The sequence below is a fragment of the Alteromonas gracilis genome (assembly GCF_036870955.2).
Lineage (GTDB): Bacteria > Pseudomonadota > Gammaproteobacteria > Enterobacterales > Alteromonadaceae > Alteromonas > Alteromonas gracilis_A.
This window is the reverse complement of the sequence record NZ_CP145482.2, coordinates 4,036,949-4,058,385: the sequence shown is the minus strand read 5'-3', so window position 1 is coordinate 4,058,385 and position 21,437 is coordinate 4,036,949. Positions and strand designations below refer to the sequence as shown.

Below are 21,437 nucleotides of genomic sequence, written 5' to 3'. Positions count from 1 at the left end.
CGCCAGTGTGTATTAATCGCGCCAGCGCTTCGTCAAATCGTCGTAGGCGTCAATGCGGCGGTCGCGGAAGTAAGGCCAAATGCGTTTTACTTTTTCGGTGCGCTCCATATCCAGCTCGACAGCTAACGTGGTTTCGCCATCAGCGTCGGCTTTGGCCAAAATTTCACCCTGCGGGCCCGCGATAAAACTTTGCCCCCAGAACTGGATACCTGGGTCGCCTTCGACTGGAGAGGCTTCAAAGCCCGTGCGGTTAGCGACGATAACAGGTACTGAGTTGGCCACCGCGTGTGCGCGTTGAATGGTTTCCCAAGCGCCATGCTGACGAGCGCGCTCGTCATCAGTGTCGGTTAGATCCCAGCCTATCGCCGTTGGGTAGAACAGCAAGTCAGCTCCTGCCATCGCCATAAGGCGTGCAGCTTCTGGATACCATTGGTCCCAGCATACCAATACGCCAAGTTTTCCAACGCTGGTTTCAATGGGAGTGAAACCCATATCGCCTGGGGTAAAGTAAAACTTCTCATAAAAGCCAGGGTCGTCAGGAATATGCATTTTACGGTATTTACCGGCAATCTCTTTACTTCTGTCGAACACAACGGCGGTATTGTGATACAGACCAGAACCACGTTTTTCAAACAGAGAGGTGACTAATACAATGTTGTGCTTCTCTGCAAGCTCGCCAAAAAATTCCGTTGCCGGACCTGGAATTGGCTCTGCCAAATCAAAAGCGTCAGTATCTTCTTGCTGACAGAAGTACATGGTGCTGTGCAGCTCCTGAAGCAATATGCATTCACAGCCTTCAGCGGCTAACTTGGCTATTTGCTCGGCACTTTTATTCCAGTTCGTTGCTTTGTTGTTATCAGCAACGGCCTGCTGTACCAGACCAACTTTTAGCTTAGTTGGGCGCATGTAGTGACACTCCTTTTTTTAAGGTGGCAATAATCGAATCTTTCAAGGTATGTGTAGGTACTTGCATAGAAATACAATGCAAACTGCCGTACTGCTTTACGAGTACACTGCAATCAATAGGTTCAACAATGTGCTCAGGATACGCTTTTTGTACCACAGCTATTGCTTCACCGTCTTCTGGCTGCCCGTACACGGGTAACAAAATTGCCTTGTTACAAATGAGGTAGTTGGCATAAGACGCAGGTAACCTGTCACCCTCTTCGTTTTCGATATAAGGCAGCGGCAGGTGGAACTGCTTATGTTCTGGCAATTCTAGCGCGCATTCGTCACACAATGCTTTAAGCCCCTCGTAATGGCTGTCTTGCGGTCGGTTGTTACTCGCTTGAATGACCAAGCCTTTATTCGATGTAAAACGCACAAGGGTATCTATGTGACCGTCAGTATCATCGCCCTCAAGATGACCGTGTTGTAAAACGGTTACCTTGCTACAGCCCAGCATATCGTTAAAGGTGTCTTCGTAGGCACTCAACGACATATCGCCATTGCGCTCAGGGTTTAACAAACACTGTGCGGTGCTAAGCAAATGACCGTCTTCATCAATTTCAAGTGCACCACCTTCGGCAACTATTGGGCTGCTGCGCAGTGCCGCATTACACATAGACGCTAGATAACGCTGGTTTGCTAAATTGTCTTCGCTTGCATTGAATTTATTTCCCCAGCCATTAAAACGAAACTCCACTGGATAACCAATGCCCTCTGCATCTTTACATGTAATAAAGCCGTAATCGCGCATCCAAGTATCATTAAATACGGCGGGTACGATAAGTACGCGAGCATCGTCAGGCAACTGACTCTTGAGACTATCCACATCGTCAGCAGCACAAAGCAGGATAACGCCCGCATTAAAACGGTTTACCGCAGCAATGACATTAAGATAAGTGCTTCTTGCTTCTTCAAGCCAAGGTGCCCAGTCGGTTTGCGCATGTGGCCACGCCAGCATAACGGCATCAATATCATGCCATTCGGGCGCCATAGTGCGATTGCCTTGCATAGTAAATTCCAATTAAACAATAAAGCCGAGATTATAGCCCCACCAAGGCCTATGACCAAGGTGAGGGGCGATGAAATAAATTGGCGGTGACGATTCGTAAATACGTTGATTGAAGTGAACTACTTTAGGTGCCGCCCACCGTTTAGGTGAAGAGTTTGCCCTGTGATGTAATCGCTTTGCATAAGGTAGTGCATGGCTTTTACCGCTTCTTGTGCGCCGGGAACAGTCTCAAGTAAGGACTTTTTTATCGCCTTTTGTTTGTAAGCGTCGTCATCTCCCTCATTGAACATCAAAAGTGCTGGCGCAATGCTATTGACCTTCACGCTAGGTGCGAGCTTTTTAGCAAAAGACAGCGTAAGGTTGTGCAACGCAGCTTTACTAGCGGCATAAGCCATATGCTTTTCACTACCTGTTTCTTGCACATAATCAGTCATATGAATGATATCGGCTTGTCCCCCATCGTTTATCAAATGTGATTCAAGCGCTAAATTAATACGATAGGGCGCAACGGCATGGACCATCATCATGCTGTTTATTAACGCATGTTTGTCTTCACTGTCCTTTTCTTGTGCCCAATCTGAGGCGTTGTGAATAATGGCACGATAGGTTTTACTGATTGCTTTAATCTCATCAATTGCTCGATCAATAGCCGCCTCAGTGCTAAAATCCGCCTGTAAAACCGTAGCACCTTTATTTTCTAGTTGAGCTATCGTTGGTTTGTACGAGCGATAAGTGATTACCACTGGAAAGCCTTTTTCTAATAAGCTTTCTGCCATGGCGAGTCCTAGTCGTTGACTAGCACCTGTAATTAAAACGGGTGAATTCAAAGTGAATTCCTTATAAAAATTGGTAACGGTTTGGATGATTGTGTGCCATGAGCACACACGGTGACAACGACATTAAATAAAAGTTATGTTGCCTTGTTATGGATCTGTAACGACCTGATTAACGTAGAAGATCAAAAAAGAAGTAACCACGGAAAAAGTAATGTTAGCAAAAGAAGCGGTAATTGTGCGTGATGCACTCGACCCCTCTATTTCAGAGCCTGCTCAGCGCGTACGAGAAGCACTTGAAGCCAAGGGTCTAGAAACGCCTATGGTGGACAATGGTTTGTCGGACGAACAAAAGCGTAAACGCATTGAAAGTGCAATGCGAGACGTTATGGAAACACTGGGCCTAGACCTAACAGACGACAGCTTATGTGATACGCCAAACCGTATTGCGAAAATGTACGTTAATGAAATCTTTGGTGGTTTAGATTATCGAAAGTTTCCAAAGATTACGGCAATCGAAAACAAAATGCAGATCGACCAACCTGTACAAGTTAGTGACATAAGCCTAACCAGTACCTGCGAACATCACTTTGTGACGATAGATGGTACTGCGACCGTATCGTATATTCCGAATGATACCGTCATAGGCTTGTCTAAGATAAATCGTCTTGTGGGTTTCTTCGCACAACGCCCTCAAGTGCAAGAGAGACTAACGCAGCAAGTATTAATTGCTATCCAGACCTTGGCTAATACACAGGATGTTGCTGTTAGCATAAATGCCACACATTATTGTGTGAAAGCTCGTGGAATAAGAGATACAAATTCTTACACTAAGACATCAGCGCTTGGCGGTCGATTCTTGACTGACAATGACCTGAAGCGAGAGTTTTTCCGCTAATCTGAGTTATTGGTTTTACAGTAATAGCACCAATAGAAAAGCCGCTTAATAAAGCGGCTTTTTTGTGTTTGAACGTTATTTAATAACGTTATCAGGCTCTATAGCGTCGACTATTAAGTTTACGCGCCCTCCAATACCATCGGCGGCGGTAAGGCTCAGCTTTTTGTTACAGCAGGCACATGTCTCTTGATGCTCGTGATACATATCCCGTAGCGCGACTAATTTAAAGTCGTTAATCGTGCCGCAGTGCGGACACATATATTCTAAAGAATCGTTACCTTGCATAGCTCGTTCCGTTATCATGACTCATATCCATATGACGCTACCTTTGGTTGTGTGGCGTCGCGCCGGGCTTTGCGCACTGACAATCAAGCACACAAACAAGACCCGCATTACTTTGATATTCGATGACGTCCAATACGCATAGCAATATCCACACTCTCAACCTAATTATAGATGAGATATACGATATAACAGGTCATGACAAAAGAAACATGATAAGTGTTTGGTAGGTATAGAGATTAAGTTTTCCATCGCCCAAGAGCGATGGAAAAACAATGGTCAGGTAGCGCGTAAATGCGCTGGAAACCAGAGGTAAAGGCTATGCTAACTAGAGTTTTACGAAAACATTAGCGCATAGCCAGTTTCACTTATTAAGGTGCAGCCACATCTGCTGAAGCGGCTTGAGAACCAGCGTTGCCTCGTTTCCAGACAGTGAATGTTGCGTCAGTAAATCAATACTCGATTGATAGTTAATAGCCTCGAGTACACGGGGCTCGATTTTTTGCTCGTGGTCACTGAAATTGCAAAGCACCAGTAGCTTTTCCTCGTGACTATTCTCACGCAAAAACGCAAAACAGTGCAGATTATCAATTTCAAGAATGGTTGTCGTTGCATCACCAAATATCGTGTTTTCTTTGCGGATCGAAAGCATAGCTTGCAGACCATCGAATACTGCTTTGCTTGCTTCTTCTTGCAATGTTGGCGCCTCACATGAGGCGAGTGCTAATGCTGTGTCATGCTCAGTAACGGCAATTCGATTAACCCAGCGATCATCATGCTTTTTGTCGTCATGATTGCGATAGCTATAGTCGTTGAGTTTTGCTATCTCGTCACTTGAGTAAAGCAATGGTATTCCGCCAATACTAAAGGTAATACCGTACAAAAGGAGCATTCGTTTTACGGCATCATCTATCGCGTCTTTATCTTGCTCCTTTAACGCGCCTTCAAGACCGCAAAGCGAAGCCAGCGAGCCACACACTCGACAGTCGCCATTTGATGGGTTTTCAGCAAACGGAACGCCGTTAGCAAAGCTGCCTTCAAAGCGACCGGTATAAAATTGATTTAAAAAGTAGCGATGATCATAGGGGTTTATACCAAGCTCCTGCGCTACGGCATCATCAAATGTCCATCCAATATCATCATGACACCTAACATAATTAACCCACGTACATTCACTTGAAATGGAAAAGCTCTTTTGCATAGAGCGTGTAAGAAGGCGTGTCTTTCTAGTTGCAAGCGAATTCCACAATAATGCCATCAATAATGGGTTGTATGAGAGCTGACATTCGTCTTTTTCGATGTACTTGAGAACTTCATCGGGGTGAACAATGGCTTCTGACTTAAAAACGACGGCGGGAGCTGCAATTTGTAGACACGTGTTGAAGGCCTGAATTAGTGTATGTGCTTTGTCTTGATTTTCACAATTGGTGCCCATTTCCTTCCAAATAAACGCCAAAGCATCTAAGCGCAATGCTGCGCAACCAATGTTCGCAAGAAACAACATTTCTGAAGTAATCGCATTAAACACCTCAGGGTTACTGTAGTTTAAATCCCATTGAAAGCTGTTAAATGTCGTCCATACCCATTTTTCCATGGCGTCGTTATAGGTAAAACTACCGCGTCTTACTTGCGGGAAAATCTCGCGCAGGGTGTGCTCAAACTGATCGGGAATAGTACGGTCGTCAAACAAATAATAATAGTTTTGATACTGCTTATCGCCCTGTAAAGCCGCTTTGGCCCATCGGTGTTCGTCGGATGTGTGATTGAATACAAAATCGAGTACTAAGTTAATGCCTTCCTTTTGTAACGCATTAGCGAGTTTCTCAAGTTCAGCCATAGTACCTAGTGATGGGTTTACTTTACGGTAGTCGCTAACAGCGTAGCCGCCATCGCTGTCTCCAGCCGGTGCATCGTAAAGCGGCATGAGATGGAGATAGGTAACCCCGAGAGCTTTAAAATAAGGAATGCGTTTATGAAGATCGCTAAGCGTTGGGCCCAGCAAGTCTACATAGGCTGCCATACCAACCTGGCTTTGATGACGATACCAAAGCGGATTTTTAAGCCGCTCATCATCAAGCTTCTTAAGCGTAGGTTTGCGTTCCTTGACGCCATTTCTCAACGTTTCAACAAGTTTTTGTAAATGGAAATAGCAATCGTACTGGTGCCCGTAAACGTGAACAAACTTTTCAAAAAGCGCCGGAAAATGAGCGTGTAGCCTACGTGTAAAAAGAGACGCATCCTTCTTCGTCAAGCCAGACAGATCAATAGATGCCAGTATTCGGTCTAAACACAATTGGCTATCAGCCGCATAATTCATAAATCACTCCAACACATACAAAAACTCACCATTCCTGCATAAATAGAAGCGGTACAACTATTAGCAGGTTTACAGGTTGTTTAAATTCTGTTAACTTTTATCTTAAACGATTAAGTTATTTTAGCAAATAAATTTATAGATGTATTTACCGTTCAGTTTTAAGCGATTGAGAAACTGAGCGTAACGTATAGCTATTATTCAAAAGCAGATTCAGTTAATGCATTGAGTAAGGGCATAGCCCTTAACCAAGTTTATTGAGAGAGCCCTATGTCGAAGCAGGACCCAAACAGCAGAATTATCAGATGGTTAACTTACTTAATGTTTATGATGTTCGCAATGACATCCGATTCCGTAGGGGAAATAATCAAAGAGGTAAAAGTAGCATTCTCTGTGACCAATGCACAGGCAAGCTTAATGCATTCACTACCCATGCTGGGCATTGCACTTTCTGGATTATTTCTTGGATTTTTGGCCGACAAGCTGGGACGCAAACCAACAATTATTATCGGCTTGGCGCTGTTCGGTGTGGCATGTTACAGCTTTTTAGTCGCCAATGATTTTGTACTGATTGTTAGCCTAATGAGTTTGTCCGGTGTTGCTGTTGGCGTTTTCAAAACAGGCGCGCTGGCGCTAATAGGAGATATTTCTACGTCGACTAAACAGCATACGTCGACAATGAATGGCGCCGAAGCTTTCTTTGGGGTGGGTGCCATCATTGGACCGCTGATTGTGGCGTACTTGATTCATCAGGGCGTGGCTTGGCAGTGGTTGTACGTTATTGCTTAGTGGTGTTTGTACCCTTCTTATTATCGGAGCACTTCTTGTAAAGTATCCTAGCTATGTGCGAGAGAACGATGAAGCTGTGAAGAATGTTTCAATACTTCAGAGTCTAGCGCTGCTAAAAAATCCGTATGCATTAGGTTTCTCTGTGGGGGCATTTCTATATGTTGCAGCAGAAAGCGCGATCTATGTCTGGATGCCGAGTTATTTGGTATGTGACGCAACATCGCTAAAAGCAACGTACGACTGCTATACGGGTAGTTTCACGCAGTTATTGGCTATTTATAGTGTTACTGCTTTTTTCATTCTCCGCGCTGCAGGGCGTTTTGTCGGTATTTGGATGATGTCACATTTTAATTGGGCACTCGTGTTGATGTTATTCAGTGGTGCTATTGTAGTTTGTTTTGGTGTTGGTCTATGGGGGGAAAAAATGTCGCCTTATTTCTTTTCCCACTCACGGGCATTTTCATGTCGGTGATTTATCCTACTTTCAACTCTAAGGGAATAAGCTGTTTTCCTAAGCATCAACACGGTACCGTTGCTTAGCGTTATTCTGTTCTTCACTGCAGCAGGCGCAGCAATGGGACCGTTTATTATGGGTGTCGTGAGCGACGCAAATGGTGGCGACGCTAAATATGGCTTCATTGTCGCTACGGTATTTGCTGCCGTTTTATTTTTTGGGCTAGTGTTTAACTTTTTATACAACCCTACTGCGAAGAAACTCGCAGAAATAGAAGCTAGCGAATATGGGTAATATTGCCTCTTAATGATAATTTCTTCACAGCAATGACAAGAACACCTTGCGCTGATTGTGCACTTAACTTTTGTTGTTTATCCTCTAGGCATACTTATTACTTTATGTCTCAAGTGTTATGGAAGAACTCAAACAAGCACAGGTGCTTTACGATACTTTAGTTGAATTTGCGGTTACCTACAGTTTTCAAATATTTGGTGCCATTGTCATATTTTTGGTGGGATGGTGGCTTGCATCAAAAATAGGCTCGGTGGTTGAAAACGTTATGGTTAAGCGAGACATTGATGTCACGCTTAGTCGTTTTACAGGTGGGGCCAGCAAATTAATCGTCCTGGGTATCGTAATCATCATCGCATTAGGGAATGTCGGTATCAGTGTTACTCCGCTCATTGCCGCTGTAGGTGCTGTAGGACTTGGGGCGGGCTTGGCTATTCAAGGCATGCTAGCCAATTATGCCGCAGGCTTTACCATTATCATCACGCGACCTTTTGTTGTTGGGGATACTGTTAGAGTGCAGGGTGTCTCGGGTGTAGTCGATAAAGTCATGTTGCCCTATACCATCCTCATTGATGAAGATGATGTACAAATTCAAATACCTAACAAACTCATTGTGGGTGAAATCCTGCAAAACTCCGCCGAGCAAATGCTAATTGAGTTAGAAATTGGCGTGGCTTATTCAAGTGATACAGAACAGGTTGCAAAAATAATAGCTGACGCGGTGTCCTCGGTTGAAAACGTTTCAAATGAGAAAGCGCCAGCTATTGGTATTGATAACTTTGGCGATAGCAGTATTAACTTTGGTGTTCGGGTGTGGGCGCCCACAACCAGCCACTTTGAAACTCGCTATGCGTTGAATCAGGCAATTTTCAGTGCATTACAGCGCGCTAAAGTGGAAATTCCTTTTCCACAACGCGAGGTTCGTATGCTTCAGAGCTCGTAAAGCTCAAGTGGTAAACCGTCTGGATCTTGAAAAAATGTAAAACGTTTGCCTGTGTATTCATCTACTCGCACAGGCTCGCACTCCACGTTTTTTGCTGCAAGATACGAGACCATGTCATCAAGATTGTCGACTTTGAACGCAAGGTGGCGAAGTCCTTGCGCTTCGGGTCTGCTGGGACGCTTTGGTGCTCCAGGGAACGAAAAAAGCTCTATTTGGCTGCCGTCCGGTAGCTTAAGGTCACACTTATATGAATCTCGTGCCTCTCGATAGTTTTCGTCTATGACGCTAAATCCAAGTACATCGGTATAGAACAGCTTTGAACGCGGGTAATCGCTACATATAATCGCTATGTGATGAAAACCTTTAAGCATTTGGCTTCTCCCTTTTAAGGCATCTCTTGACCGCGAGCGGTTTCAAAAAGCATATACCAGTGTTCGCGTGATAGCGAGATGTCCATACAACGTTGACTAGCTTCAATGCGTTCCAAATTAGTGCTACCCAGTACAGGCTGAATGTTGGCTGGGTGTCTCATTAACCACGCCAACACAATAGCTTCTGGTGTTGTCTGATATTCATAAGCTAATGAAGCCACAAGTTTTGTTGTTGCTTCATCAGTCTCATTTTGCGTTTTTGCGCCAGTAAAGCGTCCTTGCGCCAAGCTTCCCCATGCCTGAAGCCGAACATTATTAAGCATGCAATATTCCATGGTGCCTGAGGCATAACCTGTTTGTCGATTAGCAACACTATTTGTTGTAATGCCATCTTCAAGCCAGTCTCTAAATGCCAAACTCATTTCTAATTGGTTGGCAACAATTGGTGTATTTAGTGCTGATTGTAGATAGGCAATTTGATGCCCATGCATATTCGACACCCCGACATGTTTTACTTTTCCTTGTGTCTGTAACAATGAAAGGGTGTTAGCTACTTCTTCTAATTCCATTAAGGGGTCTGGGCGGTGAAGCAGAAGAATATCTAGTTGCTCTATGTTAAGGCGCGATAGGGAACTTTCTACCGATGTTTGGATATGTTTGGCTGAAAAATCATAGCGTTTTGGTCCTAACTCATCCTCAAAGCGTATTGCACATTTGGATTGAATTATCATGTCGTCTCGTAAGCTCGGTGCTTGCTGTAATGCCTGCCCGAAAACATATTCAGCTTTGCCAAATGTGTAGATGTCAGCATGGTCGAATACATTAATACCAAGTTCGAGCACTTTATCTATGATAGCACGTGCTTGGTCTACATCTGTTTTGTTGGCGGGACTGTCATTCCATCCTCCTCCCAGCCCCATACAGCCGTAGACAAGTCTGCTTGCGTGCTCAAAGTATGCTTGCATATGTATTCTTCCTCATGATCGTATATGTAGTTTCAGTGCTCATTAGAGCGCGGTAAGGCATGAATTAAAACCATGCAAAGATAAAATAAACTTTGTGGGCGATAGTTTGCCCATTGAGAAAAGAATAAGGCCAACAAGAATAAGGAATTTGTGTATGCAAAAGCGAAGAAATTGGTGGTGTGTTACTGCTGTTCTACTGTTCATACTTTCTGGTTGTACGGGAGTGCCCGACAATGTGCAGCCTGTTACTGGTTTTGAACTCTCTCGGTATTTGGGAACTTGGTATGAGGTTGCACGCTTTGACCATAGTTTTGAAGACGGATTGAGTGAAGTGACCGCAACTTACAGTATGCGTGATGATGGTGGTGTAAACGTAATTAATAAAGGGTTTTCAAAAGAAGACAATAGTTGGGATGAAGCACAAGGCAGAGCGTTCTTTGTGGGCGAGCCATCAACAGGACACTTAAAGGTTTCATTTTTCGGCCCCTTCTACGCCAGCTATGTAATCATGTCACTAGACAAAAAGAACTATCAATACGCGTTAGTGACTGGGCCAGACAAGGACTTTCTATGGATTTTGGCAAGGACACCATCACTGCCAGAATCTACTATTAAGCAACTGTTGAGCACGGCACAGCAAGCAGGCTATGACACCGATAAATTGATTTGGGTAGAACACAGTACACAGTAACGCTGGCGCGGCCCTTGTGCTATTATTGCGCAAACCTGTTGTATCACTATGTATTGAGAGAGTTAAGGCATGCAAACGCTTACGATTACTACCCCTGATGATTGGCATCTTCATTTTCGCGACAATGAAATGTTAGCGGAAACAGTACCTGCTACGGCCCGCTGTTTTCAGCGCGCTATTGTCATGCCTAACCTAGTACCGCCTGTAGTAAATGCCGAAATGGCAATGGCCTATAAAGCACGAATAGAAGCAGCACGTCCTGCTGGTAGCAACTTTGAGCCGTTGATGACCTTGTTCTTGACCAATCAAACCACGCCACAAGATATTATTGATGCAAAAAAAGCTGGCGTAACAGCGTGTAAACTGTATCCCGCAGGCGCAACGACTAATTCAGACGCAGCAGTAAAGGGGATTCAGGCACTTTATCCGGTATTTGAGGCTATGCAGGAACAAGGGCTGTTGCTGCTCATTCACGGCGAAGTTACAGAGCATCACATTGATATTTTTGATCGTGAAAAAGTGTTTATCGATACTCACTTAGGTCCGATTGTTGAGGCATTCCCTCAACTAAAAGTAGTGTTTGAGCACATCACGACTGCAGATGCGGCGAGCTTCGTTGCACAGGCCAGCGATTTCGTTGGTGCTACCATTACGCCTCAGCATTTACTATTAAACCGTAACGACCTGCTAGTCGGCGGTGTACGCCCTCATAATTATTGTTTACCTGTACTAAAGCGTAATACCCATCAACAGGCACTTCGTGAGATGGTAGCAAATGGAAACAAAAAGTTTTTCTTGGGTACAGATTCTGCACCGCACGCGAAACATAAAAAAGAGAACGCTTGTGGTTGCGCGGGGTGTTACAGCGCCTGGTCAGCCATTGAACTTTATGCAGAAGTGTTTGAGCAACTCGGCGTTATGGATAAATTAGAGGGCTTTGCGAGTCATTACGGCCCTGATTTTTATGGCTTACCCAGAAATACGACTACAATGACGTTAGTAAAAGAAGAATGGACGGTGCCTGAAGAAGTTACCCTAGCAGATGGCACCGACATGGTACCATTTTATGCGGGGCAATCTTTACGATGGAAGTTGCAAGAGGCATTTCAAGAAGCCTAGTTTTAGTTAATGCAGTGGTGTGCTGCTTGTGGGGACTAGCCTCACAGGCGGATGCTGAAGTTCTGTCGTTTTCTATCGAAAACGACAGGCGTTTTGAGTTTAGTCAAACACAACAGCTTGCCCTAGAAAAGTATGCCACAACGCTATTAAGTGAAAGTGTAAAGGGCAGTGACCTGACGCTTACCACGTCCAATGCTGGGAGCTCTGATAACAATAATCCTCACGTCACCCTCGGTTTATTAAGAACTGAAAATAATGAGCAAGAGTATTATTGGATCTCCCCTCTTATCGCCTATCGCTGCGCTGACCCTGATGTGGTGTGTACGCCAAATGCGGGAAGTCAAGACGTCAAAGTGGGACTCACCTATATTGCACTGGACAAGCGCCATGCGCCTACCGAATTAGCAGAAAAATTATCAGAGCGCATAAGTAACTTTAAAACATCTGACGCATTTGCTCCATTTGCAGAATCGTTAATGCACACGATGAGGGCTCAATTTACTGATGTGATTTTGACTCACGGTACGGTAAGTTTGCCAGGTGAATTGCATGCCAATACGACTAATTTGTGGGTTATCGCTGATTTGGTACCGCTGTTTTCGCAACTCGGTGAGCGCGGAGAATTAGAGGGGATTGCGGCAGATTTAGTGCGAGATGTACTTGACCAAGTAGATATGCCGCCTGCCATTCTCTCTGCGCCGTGGAAACGTATTGCGAAAGAAGCCATGAGCAAGTCAAACGTAATGGTTTTTTCGGTAGTAAGAACAGAAGAGCGCGATGACGTGTTTCATTGGGTGACACCAGTATCGAGAAATCTACATGGTCTGTTCGGGGTAGATAAACCTTATTTTTCCTCCTTAAATGAAGTGCCAAAGTCATATCGAATAGGGACATTACTTGAAGATTATCGGTATAATGTCGCGCTTGAAAACGGCTTTGAAGTTCACGGTTTCGATTCGTGGCAAGGCTTAGCTGATGCGCTTTTTAATGATGAAATAGACGTCATTTTCGGATCTCAAGGCGCAGTCGATTTCGGGTGTGACCCCAACAAATATCCGTGTAAGAGCGTGCGTTTGGTTAGCGAGTACGACGTGACGACAGCGTATGTTGCGCTTTCGCGTAAAGATACGTGCGTGCTAGTGTTGGAAAAATTGAAGTTGGCCGCAGCGAAGGTAAGAAAAAGCCAAACCTTTAACGAGCGACTATCGCAGTGGAGTCAGAAAGTTTCACAGCAATACGGCATTGCTCACCATACCAAAAACGGTGTTATACACCTTTGGAACAAGAATTAATGACAGTAGAAACAATCAAGCATTTGGACATCAATCCAGCGATCGCTAAAGCTTTGGATACGCAAGGTATCTATCAGTTATCGCCTATCCAGGCACAATCGCTTCCAGATGCTTTACAGGGCAAAGATATCATTGGTCAAGCGCAAACAGGGAGTGGCAAAACCTTATGCTTTGTTATTCCTGCGTTAGAGCGCATTGAAGTCAATGAGTTCACTACGCAAGCACTGGTACTTTGCCCCACAAGAGAGCTAGCAGATCAAGTTGCCGAACAATTCCGAATGGCTGCCAAGCTCATTGGCAACATCAAGGTCACGACCTTGTGTGGCGGGCAGCCCATGGGGCCGCAAATCCAATCACTTAAACACAGTCCACACGTTATTGTTGGTACTCCTGGTCGTGTTATGGATCACGTAGAAAAGCGCCGCCTTGATTTAAGCCAAGTGAAGCTTCGCGTTCTCGATGAAGCCGACAGAATGCTGGACATGGGGTTTGAAGATGACTTGCGTATTATCTTCTCTGAGATCTCAAAAGACGTACAGACGCTCCTCTTTTCGGCTACCTACACAGAGCAAATTGAGAGAGTAGCTAAACACTATTTACATCAACCAGTGACATGTAAAGTAGAGTCTCAAGAGAGTAAACCAGCCATAACACAACTTGGTTTTAATGTACTTCCTCACACGCGTATTCAGGCGCTGAAAGCTGTGTTAACCCACTATCAACCTAAAAATGCGATAGTGTTTTGTAACCGCAAGGTGCAAGTGTCTGAAGTTGTTGAAGAGCTCATCGAAGAAGGCTTTAGTGCAGCAGGCTTACAGGGGGACATGGAGCAACATGCACGTACCTCTGTATTAATGCAGTTTGCTAGTGATGCGTTGCAAGTCCTGGTTGCCACCGACGTCGCAGCGCGTGGTTTGGACATTGATGACGTTGCTTGCGTCATTAACTATACCGTAAGCGAAGAGCCAGAAACTCATGTGCATCGCATTGGCCGAACTGCGCGAGCTGGAGCACAAGGAATGGCAATCACGCTAGTCAGCGACGACGAAGAGCACTTCTTGCGGAAAATTGAAGTGCTACAAGGCAGTGACATTACCCTTAAAGGGGCGCAAAGTCTCAGGTTCCACAAAAACAAAATCATTCAACCTGAATTTACATGTATCTCATTAAGTGCGGGCAAAAAGCAAAAGCTAAGACCGGGTGACCTAGTAGGTGCACTGACCAAAGATGCAGGTATTCCTGGAGATGATGTCGGTAAAATAGCCGTGCAAAACAGCGCCAGTTATGTCGCAGTCAAAGCGCGCAGTGTTAAGCGAGCCATGGCACAATTTCGTGAAGGCAAAATTAAGGGTAAGCGCGTTAGAGCAAGAAAGCTTTAAACGAGTAGCAGAGAATAAGCATGACCTAGCGAAACAGACTTAAAGGCGTTATTGCGAGACCTTTCACCAACAGCCAGTGATGAGGACTTTGTGTTTGTTTCGCTGCCTGACGAGCAGGTCACATCGTCATTACTGCGTCAATCAAAAGGCATGCATAGAGAGCGCGAGGGGGTTACGTTAATTTTAGATGCGTTACTAGCTCGGGAACTCGGGTTATCGTTTGAAGGGACGTTTCGTTGTATTACATGTGAAGTGCACTCAAGCCTCGATGCAGTGGGAATGACCGCGGCTATGTCTACCGCATTAGCGAAAGTAGGTATCAGTGCTAATGTGGTAGCTGCGTACTACCATGACCATATTTTTGTGCCATCAGCACAGGTAGAAACAGCGCTTAACGTTCTAGTTGCTCTGTCCTAGCCGCCTGTATAAACCCTCTCGTCAGCAGGTACTGGGCAGCGTAATAAGTCAACATTACGGCAAATCCTGACAGGGTTATTGGCTTAATAAAAATCGTCTGGGCCAAAATTGCATCTGAAGTTACGAATACAAGCGCACCCAGCGCAATATACCAAGAGCGCGCAACAACTAGCGCTGTTATTCCCATTGTAGTAATAACCATAATATAGATGAAGACAGGATAGAAAAGGTCGCCTGCGGCAGGCAGAATATGCTGTGCCATTAATACGGAAAAGCCCACAACAAAAGCGCATGCAACGCCAAGGAGTGCCGGGTTACGCTGCGTTTCCATTTGTCTACCCTGCCTGTCAATGCGTGCTATGAAGAAACTCACAATGTACGCAATATGGGCAACTAAAAAACAGCCTAAGCCGAGAACAAAGTTACCTTCGAAAGTCAGTGCAAGGAATATATCGCCAGCAGCACTTGCGAACAAGGCAAATACAACGGCAGCCTTAAGCTTACTTTTTAAAGAGATGAAGCTAAAAAATGAAAGAAGAAGTATGGGTAATGCTTTTACAACGAACTGTCCTGGGTAGGGAGTAAAGCTTAGCGAGCCTAAATAGGTGAAAGCACAGAGAGCATACACGAAGGACATATAATTTGGCATTACCTCTCCTCTTAAGATGAGGTGAAATAAAAAAGGGCGACCCTAAAAATCAAGCTTATTGCCCCATTACATGCGCATTAGTAAGACATTAACGGGTAATCTCTTAGCGCATAGCTATTTGCGTTACCAGATTTTCACACGCTCTTCCGGTGGAAGGTACAGCGCATTTTCTGCAGTAACATTAAAGGCTTCGTAGAATTCAGGTACGTTGCGAACCGCACCATTTGTACGGAATTCCGTTGGTGAGTGCGTATCGGTTTGAACCTGGCTGCGAAGCGCTTCTTCACGATATTTGCTCGCCCATACTTGGCCGTAACCGATGAATACTCGTTGGTCGCCAGTGAAACCATCAAGCACAGGTGCTTCTTCGCCATCAAGAGATAAATGATAGGCTTTGAGCGCAATGCTAATGCCGCCTAGATCACCAATGTTTTCACCTAGCGTGTACTCGCCATTTACGTGAAGATCCGGTAGTACCTCGAACTCATTGTATTGTTCAATAAGATTCGCTGTACGTGCTTCAAATTCAGCGCGGTCAGCATCAGTCCACCAGTTGCGCAGTACGCCGTCACCGTCAAAGGTAGAGCCTGAATCGTCGAAGCCATGACCAATTTCATGACCAATAACAGCGCCAATGCCGCCGTAGTTAACTGCGTCTTCCGCGTTCATATCGAAAAATGGCGGCTGTAAAATTGCTGCTGGAAACACAATTTCGTTAAGTGGTGGGTTGTAATAGGCGTTAACCGTTTGAGGAGTCATTCCCCACTCGTGCGTCCAAACTGGGCCACCTTGCTTCTTAAGCATTTTTTCGTAAGCTACATCTGAAGAGCGCTTAAGGTTGCCGAACAAATCACCTGCATTAACGGTTAGCGCAGTGTAGTCTTGCCACTCGTCAGGATAACCAATTTTTACCGTGAACTTAGAAAGCTTATCTAGCGCCTGAGCGCGTGTTTCATCAGTCATCCAATCAAGATTCTCAATACTTTCTTTATACGCAAGCAAGAGGTTATTCACCATTTCCATCATGCGCTCTTTCGCTTCAGGTGGGAAATGTTGTTTAACGTACACTTTACCGATGAGTTCACCAACATGTGCATTAGATAGGCTTACTGCACGGCGCCATTGAGGCTGCTGCTCTTCTACACCGCGTAGCACTTTGCTGTAAAAATTGAAATTTGCTTCGTCCAGTTCAGCCGATAGGCGACCTGCTGATGCGTTTAGTAACCCCCATTTCAAGAAAGTCTTCCAATTCTCCAAAGAGGTTTGTGAAATAACGCTATCGATGCTTTGCATGAAGTCTTTTTGCAAAATGCCTAGTGCAGGAATATCACTAATTTGGGCAGAGGCGAGGTAAGCATCCCAATCAAAGCTAGGCATAAGCGCTTTAAGTTCTTCGATAGTTAGCTTGTTGTAGTTCGCCGCAAAATTACGTGCCTGCTCTTTTTTCATATGCAGTTGTGCAATGCTCGTTTCTAAGTCGAACAGCATTTTTGCGCTTGCTTCAGGCGCATCAAATCCAGCGAGTTCAAACATGGTTTGAATGTGCTTTACGTAGGCATCGCGAATGGTTTGTGACGTCTCGTCGTCTTTGAAGTAATATTCTCTTTCAGGCAGGCCAAGACCTCCCTGCCATGTGTACATAAGATACTCTTTTGGTGACTTTAGGTCAGGATATTGCGTTAGACTAAAAGGAGCGCCATAGCCATAGCGAGCTGCATAGGCGAAATAAGCCGCTAGGTCAGAGTAGCTGCTGATACTATCAATTTTTGCGATTTCTGGTTTAAGCGGAGAAACACCTAAGGCGTTACGGGTTTCCATGTCCATGTAAGCGCGATAAAAATCACCCACTTTTTGCTCGTCACTATCCGCTTTAAAGTCACCTTCCGCTGATGACTTTATGATATTCATCACGTGGTCTTGAGCTTCATCGCGCAAGATAACAAATGCACCGTAACTTGATTTGTCAGCAGGGATTTCAAAGTTGTCGAACCAGGTACCGTTTACATAACGGAAGAAGTCGTCACCTGGATTTACACTCAAGTCCATGTTTTCTTTCATGATACCAGAAGACAAGGTCTGCTGTTGTGTGGCTTCTGATGCGGTTTGTGTTTGTTGTTCTGACGTGGTGCTTTGCGGGCTGCAGGCCGTTAGTGCCAGTGCAACGCTTAAGCTCAGTGCGGTACGTAACATGGTAGTTTCCTTTATCTTATATTTATCGCCAGATGGACGTTAGACACGCCCTCGCGCTTGTTCTTAGAGACTGTTTTAGTGCGCTCTTTCTGGCGAGCTTTGTTTTTTTAGCATGGCACGCGTATTAGAAAAAGCGTTTATAGTGAAAATACACAGCTTGTAACAACTTGTAATGCACAAAAGGTTATAGTGAGAACAGGGAGCTCATTAGTTTTATCGGGTTTTGCCGCATACGAGAACTAATCAGCCAGTGACTACCATCAGCAATTGGAACTGTTTATGTCTACTACTTTACCTTTCGAGAATGTTTCACCCTGTGAATACGCTGACGCTCTGCCGCGAGAGCAGTTTATGGACTATGCCATCAAGCCGCTGTGGTTTGGTGTACCGCGTATAGCGGGACCTGCGTTTACTGTAAAGTGCGAGCCAGGTGATCATTTGATGCTTCACGCTGCCATCTATAGAGCTAAAGCAGGTGACATCATTGTGGTAGAGGCAGACGATAAATTTGCTGTAGCTGGCGGGAACGTATGTGCAATTGCACAGTCTCGGGGTATCAAGGGGTTTGTTATCGATGGCGTTATTCGTGATATTGCAGAGACGCGCGAAAACCAATTTCCTGTATTCGCACGCGGAGTCGTCCCCAAGCCTGGTGCCAAAAAATGTATATCGCCCCTTAACCAGCCAATTCATTGTGGTGGGGTTAAGGTGCATGCGGGGGATATTATCGTTGCAGACGAGGAGGGTATTGCCGTGATACCCCAAGACCAAGCCGAAAATGCCTTCGATATTGCCAAAGCTCGGGGTAATAAAGACGCTTCAATGACCCTTGAAGAGTGGCAAGCGCAGCACCAAGAAAAAGTTGAAGCTACCCTCGCCAAACTAGGTTTTTCCGACTAATAGAGCCAGGCGTAGCTAAACTTCATAAAGATAGCTTGTTCGGTACGCAGTAGGCCTGGTGTTTCGTCATCCGCAAAGGCTGAGTCACCGTAGCCGATAAATAAGCGCGATAGCGGATTTATCATATAGGAATAAACAACTTGCGTGCCTAGACTTTTGTCGCGAGCGTCCACACTCATAAGGTAGTTGTCGGTATTGCGTTTAATATCCGCATACACAAGTGCCACACGAATAAACTGATTGGCGCTAAACTGGTAGCTCAAGCGTAAATCCGATAAGTTGGCAGTGAATAGCATCTCATCGTTTACTTCTATTCGGTTGTACTCATGACTTAATGACGCTTCTAAATGTTGCCCTAAATTTAGGGTAATGGAGGGCTCGAATAGTATCTGATCACCTAATCGATTATTGCGTAAGTCTATTCTGTCACCGACCCGAGCAAAGTTTTCAAAATAGAGCGTTCGATTGGGCTGTGCTTCGAAGTAAAATGAGTATTGCTGTTCAACAAAGCGTGTTGTATTGCCGTCAATAGCAAGGCTTGCTCCATTTTGGCGAAGCCCAACGGTGTCCCGTTTCACCCATTGAAAGTTAAAGTACGATTGATAGGCCGCGTTTAACTCAACTTGTGCCTGCATTTCTCGCTCAATCAATTCGCCGTCGTCGTTGTGGGTGATGTCCCAGTCACCGCCAAACTCAAAGCGATTCCACCAGGCATTGTCATTCCACCAAACATAGCCGCCACCCAATACGCTTTTGTGCCTGTCTACAGTGCTTTCAAAGCCTAAGTCTGCACGAAAGTCAGACTGTGTACTTGTGCGATTAGCATACACATACCAGTCGCGAACTTCGTGGCGGTAATCAATTTTGTAAGTACTGCCAGAAAAAGCGCCATCTTTGCGTGTGCGAAGCGTTATCTCGCTGACATCGTCATCTTCGTTACACTCATTGCGGCAAAAATCATTAAATAGTGCGTCCGGGTATTCTGTGTCTGAGCGCAGTACCTGCACTCGTAACGTATCACTGGGCGTTATTTGGTAGCGAGTGTCCACGCCCATCACAATATTGTGATAATCCTCAGAGTGACGGCTAGGTGACAATAGCACCAAATGATAAATCTTCTGAAATGTCGTAACGATAGCGAGCGGCGATGTTAGTACTCTCTTCGTCTAGTCGCGCTACACTAGAGCCTAGGTTTCCCGGTACCAAAAATGTGGTGCTTTCATCATTTGCGGCAAGAATACCGAAGGTGTGGTTATTGATCCGTCCGGTTAGCTTGGTACCAATGTCTGGTGCGCCTATGTTTCTGGTGTACACCAAGTCATATTGTGTACTGAAAAAGTCAGCATTTTCCAAAAAGAAAGGACGCTGCTCTGGAAAAAAGAGCGCGAACGGGTTGTTAATGCCCAGCTGACCCGCATCTGCTTCAACCTGAGAGAAGTCAGGATTGATAGTGGCTTGAAGCAACATATCGGACGATATACCCCAGTTAACGTCTACGCCAACTTCTTGGTTATTTTCATATTGCCAATCAGTAGACTGTCCTGTCACCGTTGACGGTGCGCGATTACGTGTATTTCCTGCTACAACATACGGCGTTATTGATAAGTTCTTTCCTTGTTTTGCTGATGCAAATCCTTCCATATCACCCATAAGGCAAAGTGCACATGCATTGTTTCTATCTACGGGTCTATTGGAAATGCGAAGGTTATTTTCTCGTGGGTAAAAGCGTACAAATTCCGCTCTCCAACGTTTAGGCCCATCGCTGTCTAAGAAATTCAAAATTCGAAATGGCAGAGCTATTTCCACATTGTAACCTTCTTCAGTAATTGTGGCTTCAGCGTCCCAAATCGCGTTCCAACTGGTGCTTTCACTGCGCGTCATTTGGTTTTCTATTGCATCAATTTGAATGCCTCTCGGGTTGACAAAAAACTGATAGGAAAGGCGGCTGTCGCCAAAGGTGTCTATCTTTACGCCAACTAAGTCGTTGTCCCACACTCGGTCGCGGTCCCTAAACAGGGCCCTTAGTTGTGACACATCGTTATCTTGTGCGGTGAAAGCGATAAATATTTTCTCACCATTCTCAAAAATGCGAGCAGTGGTTTCGACGGGAGGGGTTGTATTCTCAAAAGGACGGGTGACGAATGTCATGGGCACTGTGGCTGCCTGCTTCCAAACTGGCTCGTCGATTATACCGTCAAGTTCTACTGATGCTTCTAAAAAAGGAACAATAAGAGTGTCGCTATCATCACTGACTACGTCGCTCTTGCGTTCGGTGACAATCGTGGAGTCAGTGCCAAGATTATTGTCCTGAGTTTGAGAAGTCGACAACGGCTCCGCCTTAACAAACGATGACAGAGTGAATGCACTGCTAAAAACCAAACCCAAGACTAAAGAGGAGCGAAAGCGCCTAACGTTGAAATGGCTTCGCTTCATAAAATGATTATCCATAATGTGTGTTATTTTTTATAATTTTTTCTCGCGCAAAGTATGGACAAAAGCGCCTATGACCTAAAGCGGCTTAATCGCAAATAAATGGATGCTTAACGCGTTTTTAATATTAGCTTAACGCTTCGAATGATAAGGGGCATCTTGTCGTGCACACTTACTTCAACGAAAAGGAAGGGATGGTTCTCGCAACAATGGGATGAACATTTAGTGTAGAATTACGTAACTAAAGCGTTTTCTTTGATATTTAAAGTGCGCTAAATCAAAAGTGCTCAGTGTGCTGAGCTTGTCTTCTTTAGTGTCACACTAGCGTCTACA

At 45.0% G+C, this 21,437-nt stretch carries 19 protein-coding genes and 1 pseudogene; 9 read left to right on the top strand and 11 right to left on the bottom strand.

Annotated features, from left to right (window positions below):
• Nucleotides 1-12 precede the first annotated feature (12 nt).
• The 3 genes from V6N89_RS19545 to folM form a co-directional block, all read right to left on the bottom strand.
• A complete protein-coding gene (locus V6N89_RS19545) occupies nucleotides 13-906 on the bottom strand; it encodes a carbon-nitrogen hydrolase (RefSeq protein ID WP_226431993.1) in 894 nt (297 codons plus the stop codon).
• Nucleotides 893-1,957, bottom strand: coding sequence for an agmatine deiminase family protein (locus tag V6N89_RS19540; RefSeq protein WP_338519062.1), 1,065 nt, complete (start codon nucleotides 1,955-1,957; stop codon nucleotides 893-895). The genes V6N89_RS19545 and V6N89_RS19540 overlap by 14 nt, the downstream gene beginning before the upstream one ends.
• Before the next feature lie 119 nt (nucleotides 1,958-2,076).
• Entirely contained in the window at nucleotides 2,077-2,784 is a 708-nt protein-coding gene (folM, locus tag V6N89_RS19535) for a dihydromonapterin reductase (protein ID WP_338519061.1), read from the bottom strand.
• A gap of 160 nt (nucleotides 2,785-2,944) precedes the next feature.
• Here folM and folE point away from each other — a divergent pair, with 160 nt between their 5' ends.
• Nucleotides 2,945-3,628: a GTP cyclohydrolase I FolE gene (gene folE / locus V6N89_RS19530; RefSeq protein ID WP_338519060.1), complete on the top strand. Its 684-nt coding sequence runs from the start codon at nucleotides 2,945-2,947 to the stop codon at nucleotides 3,626-3,628.
• A 75-nt stretch (nucleotides 3,629-3,703) separates the two neighbouring features.
• On the opposite strand, the gene V6N89_RS19525 is transcribed toward folE, so the two are convergent.
• Nucleotides 3,704-3,931, bottom strand: coding sequence for a hypothetical protein (locus tag V6N89_RS19525; RefSeq protein WP_338519059.1), 228 nt, complete (start codon nucleotides 3,929-3,931; stop codon nucleotides 3,704-3,706).
• Between the two features lie 343 nt (nucleotides 3,932-4,274).
• Nucleotides 4,275-6,227: an amylosucrase gene (locus tag V6N89_RS19520; RefSeq protein WP_346993131.1), complete on the bottom strand. Its 1,953-nt coding sequence runs from the start codon at nucleotides 6,225-6,227 to the stop codon at nucleotides 4,275-4,277.
• A gap of 318 nt (nucleotides 6,228-6,545) precedes the next feature.
• On the opposite strand from V6N89_RS19520, the pseudogene V6N89_RS19515 reads away from it, so the two are divergent.
• Nucleotides 6,546-7,761, top strand: a pseudogene (locus V6N89_RS19515) (MFS transporter).
• Between the two features lie 118 nt (nucleotides 7,762-7,879).
• Complete coding sequence (locus V6N89_RS19510) at nucleotides 7,880-8,701, top strand: mechanosensitive ion channel family protein (RefSeq protein WP_338519058.1); 822 nt, start codon at nucleotides 7,880-7,882, stop codon at nucleotides 8,699-8,701.
• Here V6N89_RS19510 and gloA2 read toward each other — a convergent pair.
• The gene (gene gloA2, locus V6N89_RS19505) at nucleotides 8,689-9,072 is read right to left on the bottom strand and encodes an SMU1112c/YaeR family gloxylase I-like metalloprotein (RefSeq protein WP_338519057.1); all 384 of its coding nucleotides are present in this window, start codon (nucleotides 9,070-9,072) and stop codon (nucleotides 8,689-8,691) included. The genes V6N89_RS19510 and gloA2 overlap by 13 nt on opposite strands.
• 14 nt (nucleotides 9,073-9,086) lie before the next feature.
• The gene (locus V6N89_RS19500; protein ID WP_346993130.1) at nucleotides 9,087-10,037 is read right to left on the bottom strand and encodes an aldo/keto reductase; all 951 of its coding nucleotides are present in this window, start codon (nucleotides 10,035-10,037) and stop codon (nucleotides 9,087-9,089) included.
• A gap of 154 nt (nucleotides 10,038-10,191) precedes the next feature.
• Here V6N89_RS19500 and V6N89_RS19495 point away from each other — a divergent pair, with 154 nt between their 5' ends.
• The 5 genes from V6N89_RS19495 (at nucleotide 10,192) to V6N89_RS19475 (ending at nucleotide 14,935) form a co-directional block, all read left to right on the top strand.
• Nucleotides 10,192-10,728: a lipocalin family protein gene (locus tag V6N89_RS19495; protein ID WP_338519056.1), complete on the top strand. Its 537-nt coding sequence runs from the start codon at nucleotides 10,192-10,194 to the stop codon at nucleotides 10,726-10,728.
• A gap of 69 nt (nucleotides 10,729-10,797) precedes the next feature.
• The gene (gene pyrC / locus V6N89_RS19490; RefSeq protein WP_338519055.1) at nucleotides 10,798-11,847 is read left to right on the top strand and encodes a dihydroorotase; all 1,050 of its coding nucleotides are present in this window, start codon (nucleotides 10,798-10,800) and stop codon (nucleotides 11,845-11,847) included.
• On the top strand, nucleotides 11,814-13,139 hold the full coding sequence (locus tag V6N89_RS19485) for a substrate-binding periplasmic protein (protein WP_338519054.1): 1,326 nt from the start codon (nucleotides 11,814-11,816) through the stop codon (nucleotides 13,137-13,139). Before pyrC ends, V6N89_RS19485 begins: the two co-directional genes overlap by 34 nt.
• The gene (gene dbpA / locus V6N89_RS19480) at nucleotides 13,139-14,518 is read left to right on the top strand and encodes an ATP-dependent RNA helicase DbpA (protein WP_338519053.1); all 1,380 of its coding nucleotides are present in this window, start codon (nucleotides 13,139-13,141) and stop codon (nucleotides 14,516-14,518) included. Before V6N89_RS19485 ends, dbpA begins: the two co-directional genes overlap by 1 nt.
• A gap of 51 nt (nucleotides 14,519-14,569) precedes the next feature.
• The gene (locus tag V6N89_RS19475) at nucleotides 14,570-14,935 is read left to right on the top strand and encodes an ACT domain-containing protein (protein WP_346993129.1); all 366 of its coding nucleotides are present in this window, start codon (nucleotides 14,570-14,572) and stop codon (nucleotides 14,933-14,935) included.
• Here V6N89_RS19475 and V6N89_RS19470 read toward each other — a convergent pair.
• Entirely contained in the window at nucleotides 14,910-15,584 is a 675-nt protein-coding gene (locus tag V6N89_RS19470) for a lysoplasmalogenase (RefSeq protein WP_338519052.1), read from the bottom strand. The genes V6N89_RS19475 and V6N89_RS19470 overlap by 26 nt on opposite strands.
• Before the next feature lie 123 nt (nucleotides 15,585-15,707).
• Nucleotides 15,708-17,774, bottom strand: a complete 2,067-nt coding sequence (locus tag V6N89_RS19465; RefSeq protein ID WP_338519051.1) for a M13 family metallopeptidase — start codon at nucleotides 17,772-17,774, stop codon at nucleotides 15,708-15,710.
• Nucleotides 17,775-18,053: 279 nt separating this feature from the next.
• Here V6N89_RS19465 and V6N89_RS19460 point away from each other — a divergent pair, with 279 nt between their 5' ends.
• Nucleotides 18,054-18,674, top strand: a complete 621-nt coding sequence (locus tag V6N89_RS19460; protein WP_338519050.1) for an RraA family protein — start codon at nucleotides 18,054-18,056, stop codon at nucleotides 18,672-18,674.
• Here V6N89_RS19460 and V6N89_RS19455 read toward each other — a convergent pair.
• Together V6N89_RS19455 and V6N89_RS19450 are read right to left on the bottom strand one after the other, a co-directional pair.
• Entirely contained in the window at nucleotides 18,671-19,777 is a 1,107-nt protein-coding gene (locus V6N89_RS19455) for a hypothetical protein (protein ID WP_346993128.1), read from the bottom strand. The two genes, V6N89_RS19460 and V6N89_RS19455, sit on opposite strands and share 4 nt — an antisense overlap.
• Entirely contained in the window at nucleotides 19,761-21,002 is a 1,242-nt protein-coding gene (locus V6N89_RS19450) for a carbohydrate binding family 9 domain-containing protein (RefSeq protein WP_346993127.1), read from the bottom strand. The genes V6N89_RS19455 and V6N89_RS19450 overlap by 17 nt, the downstream gene beginning before the upstream one ends.
• Between the last annotated feature and the right edge of the window lie 435 nt (nucleotides 21,003-21,437).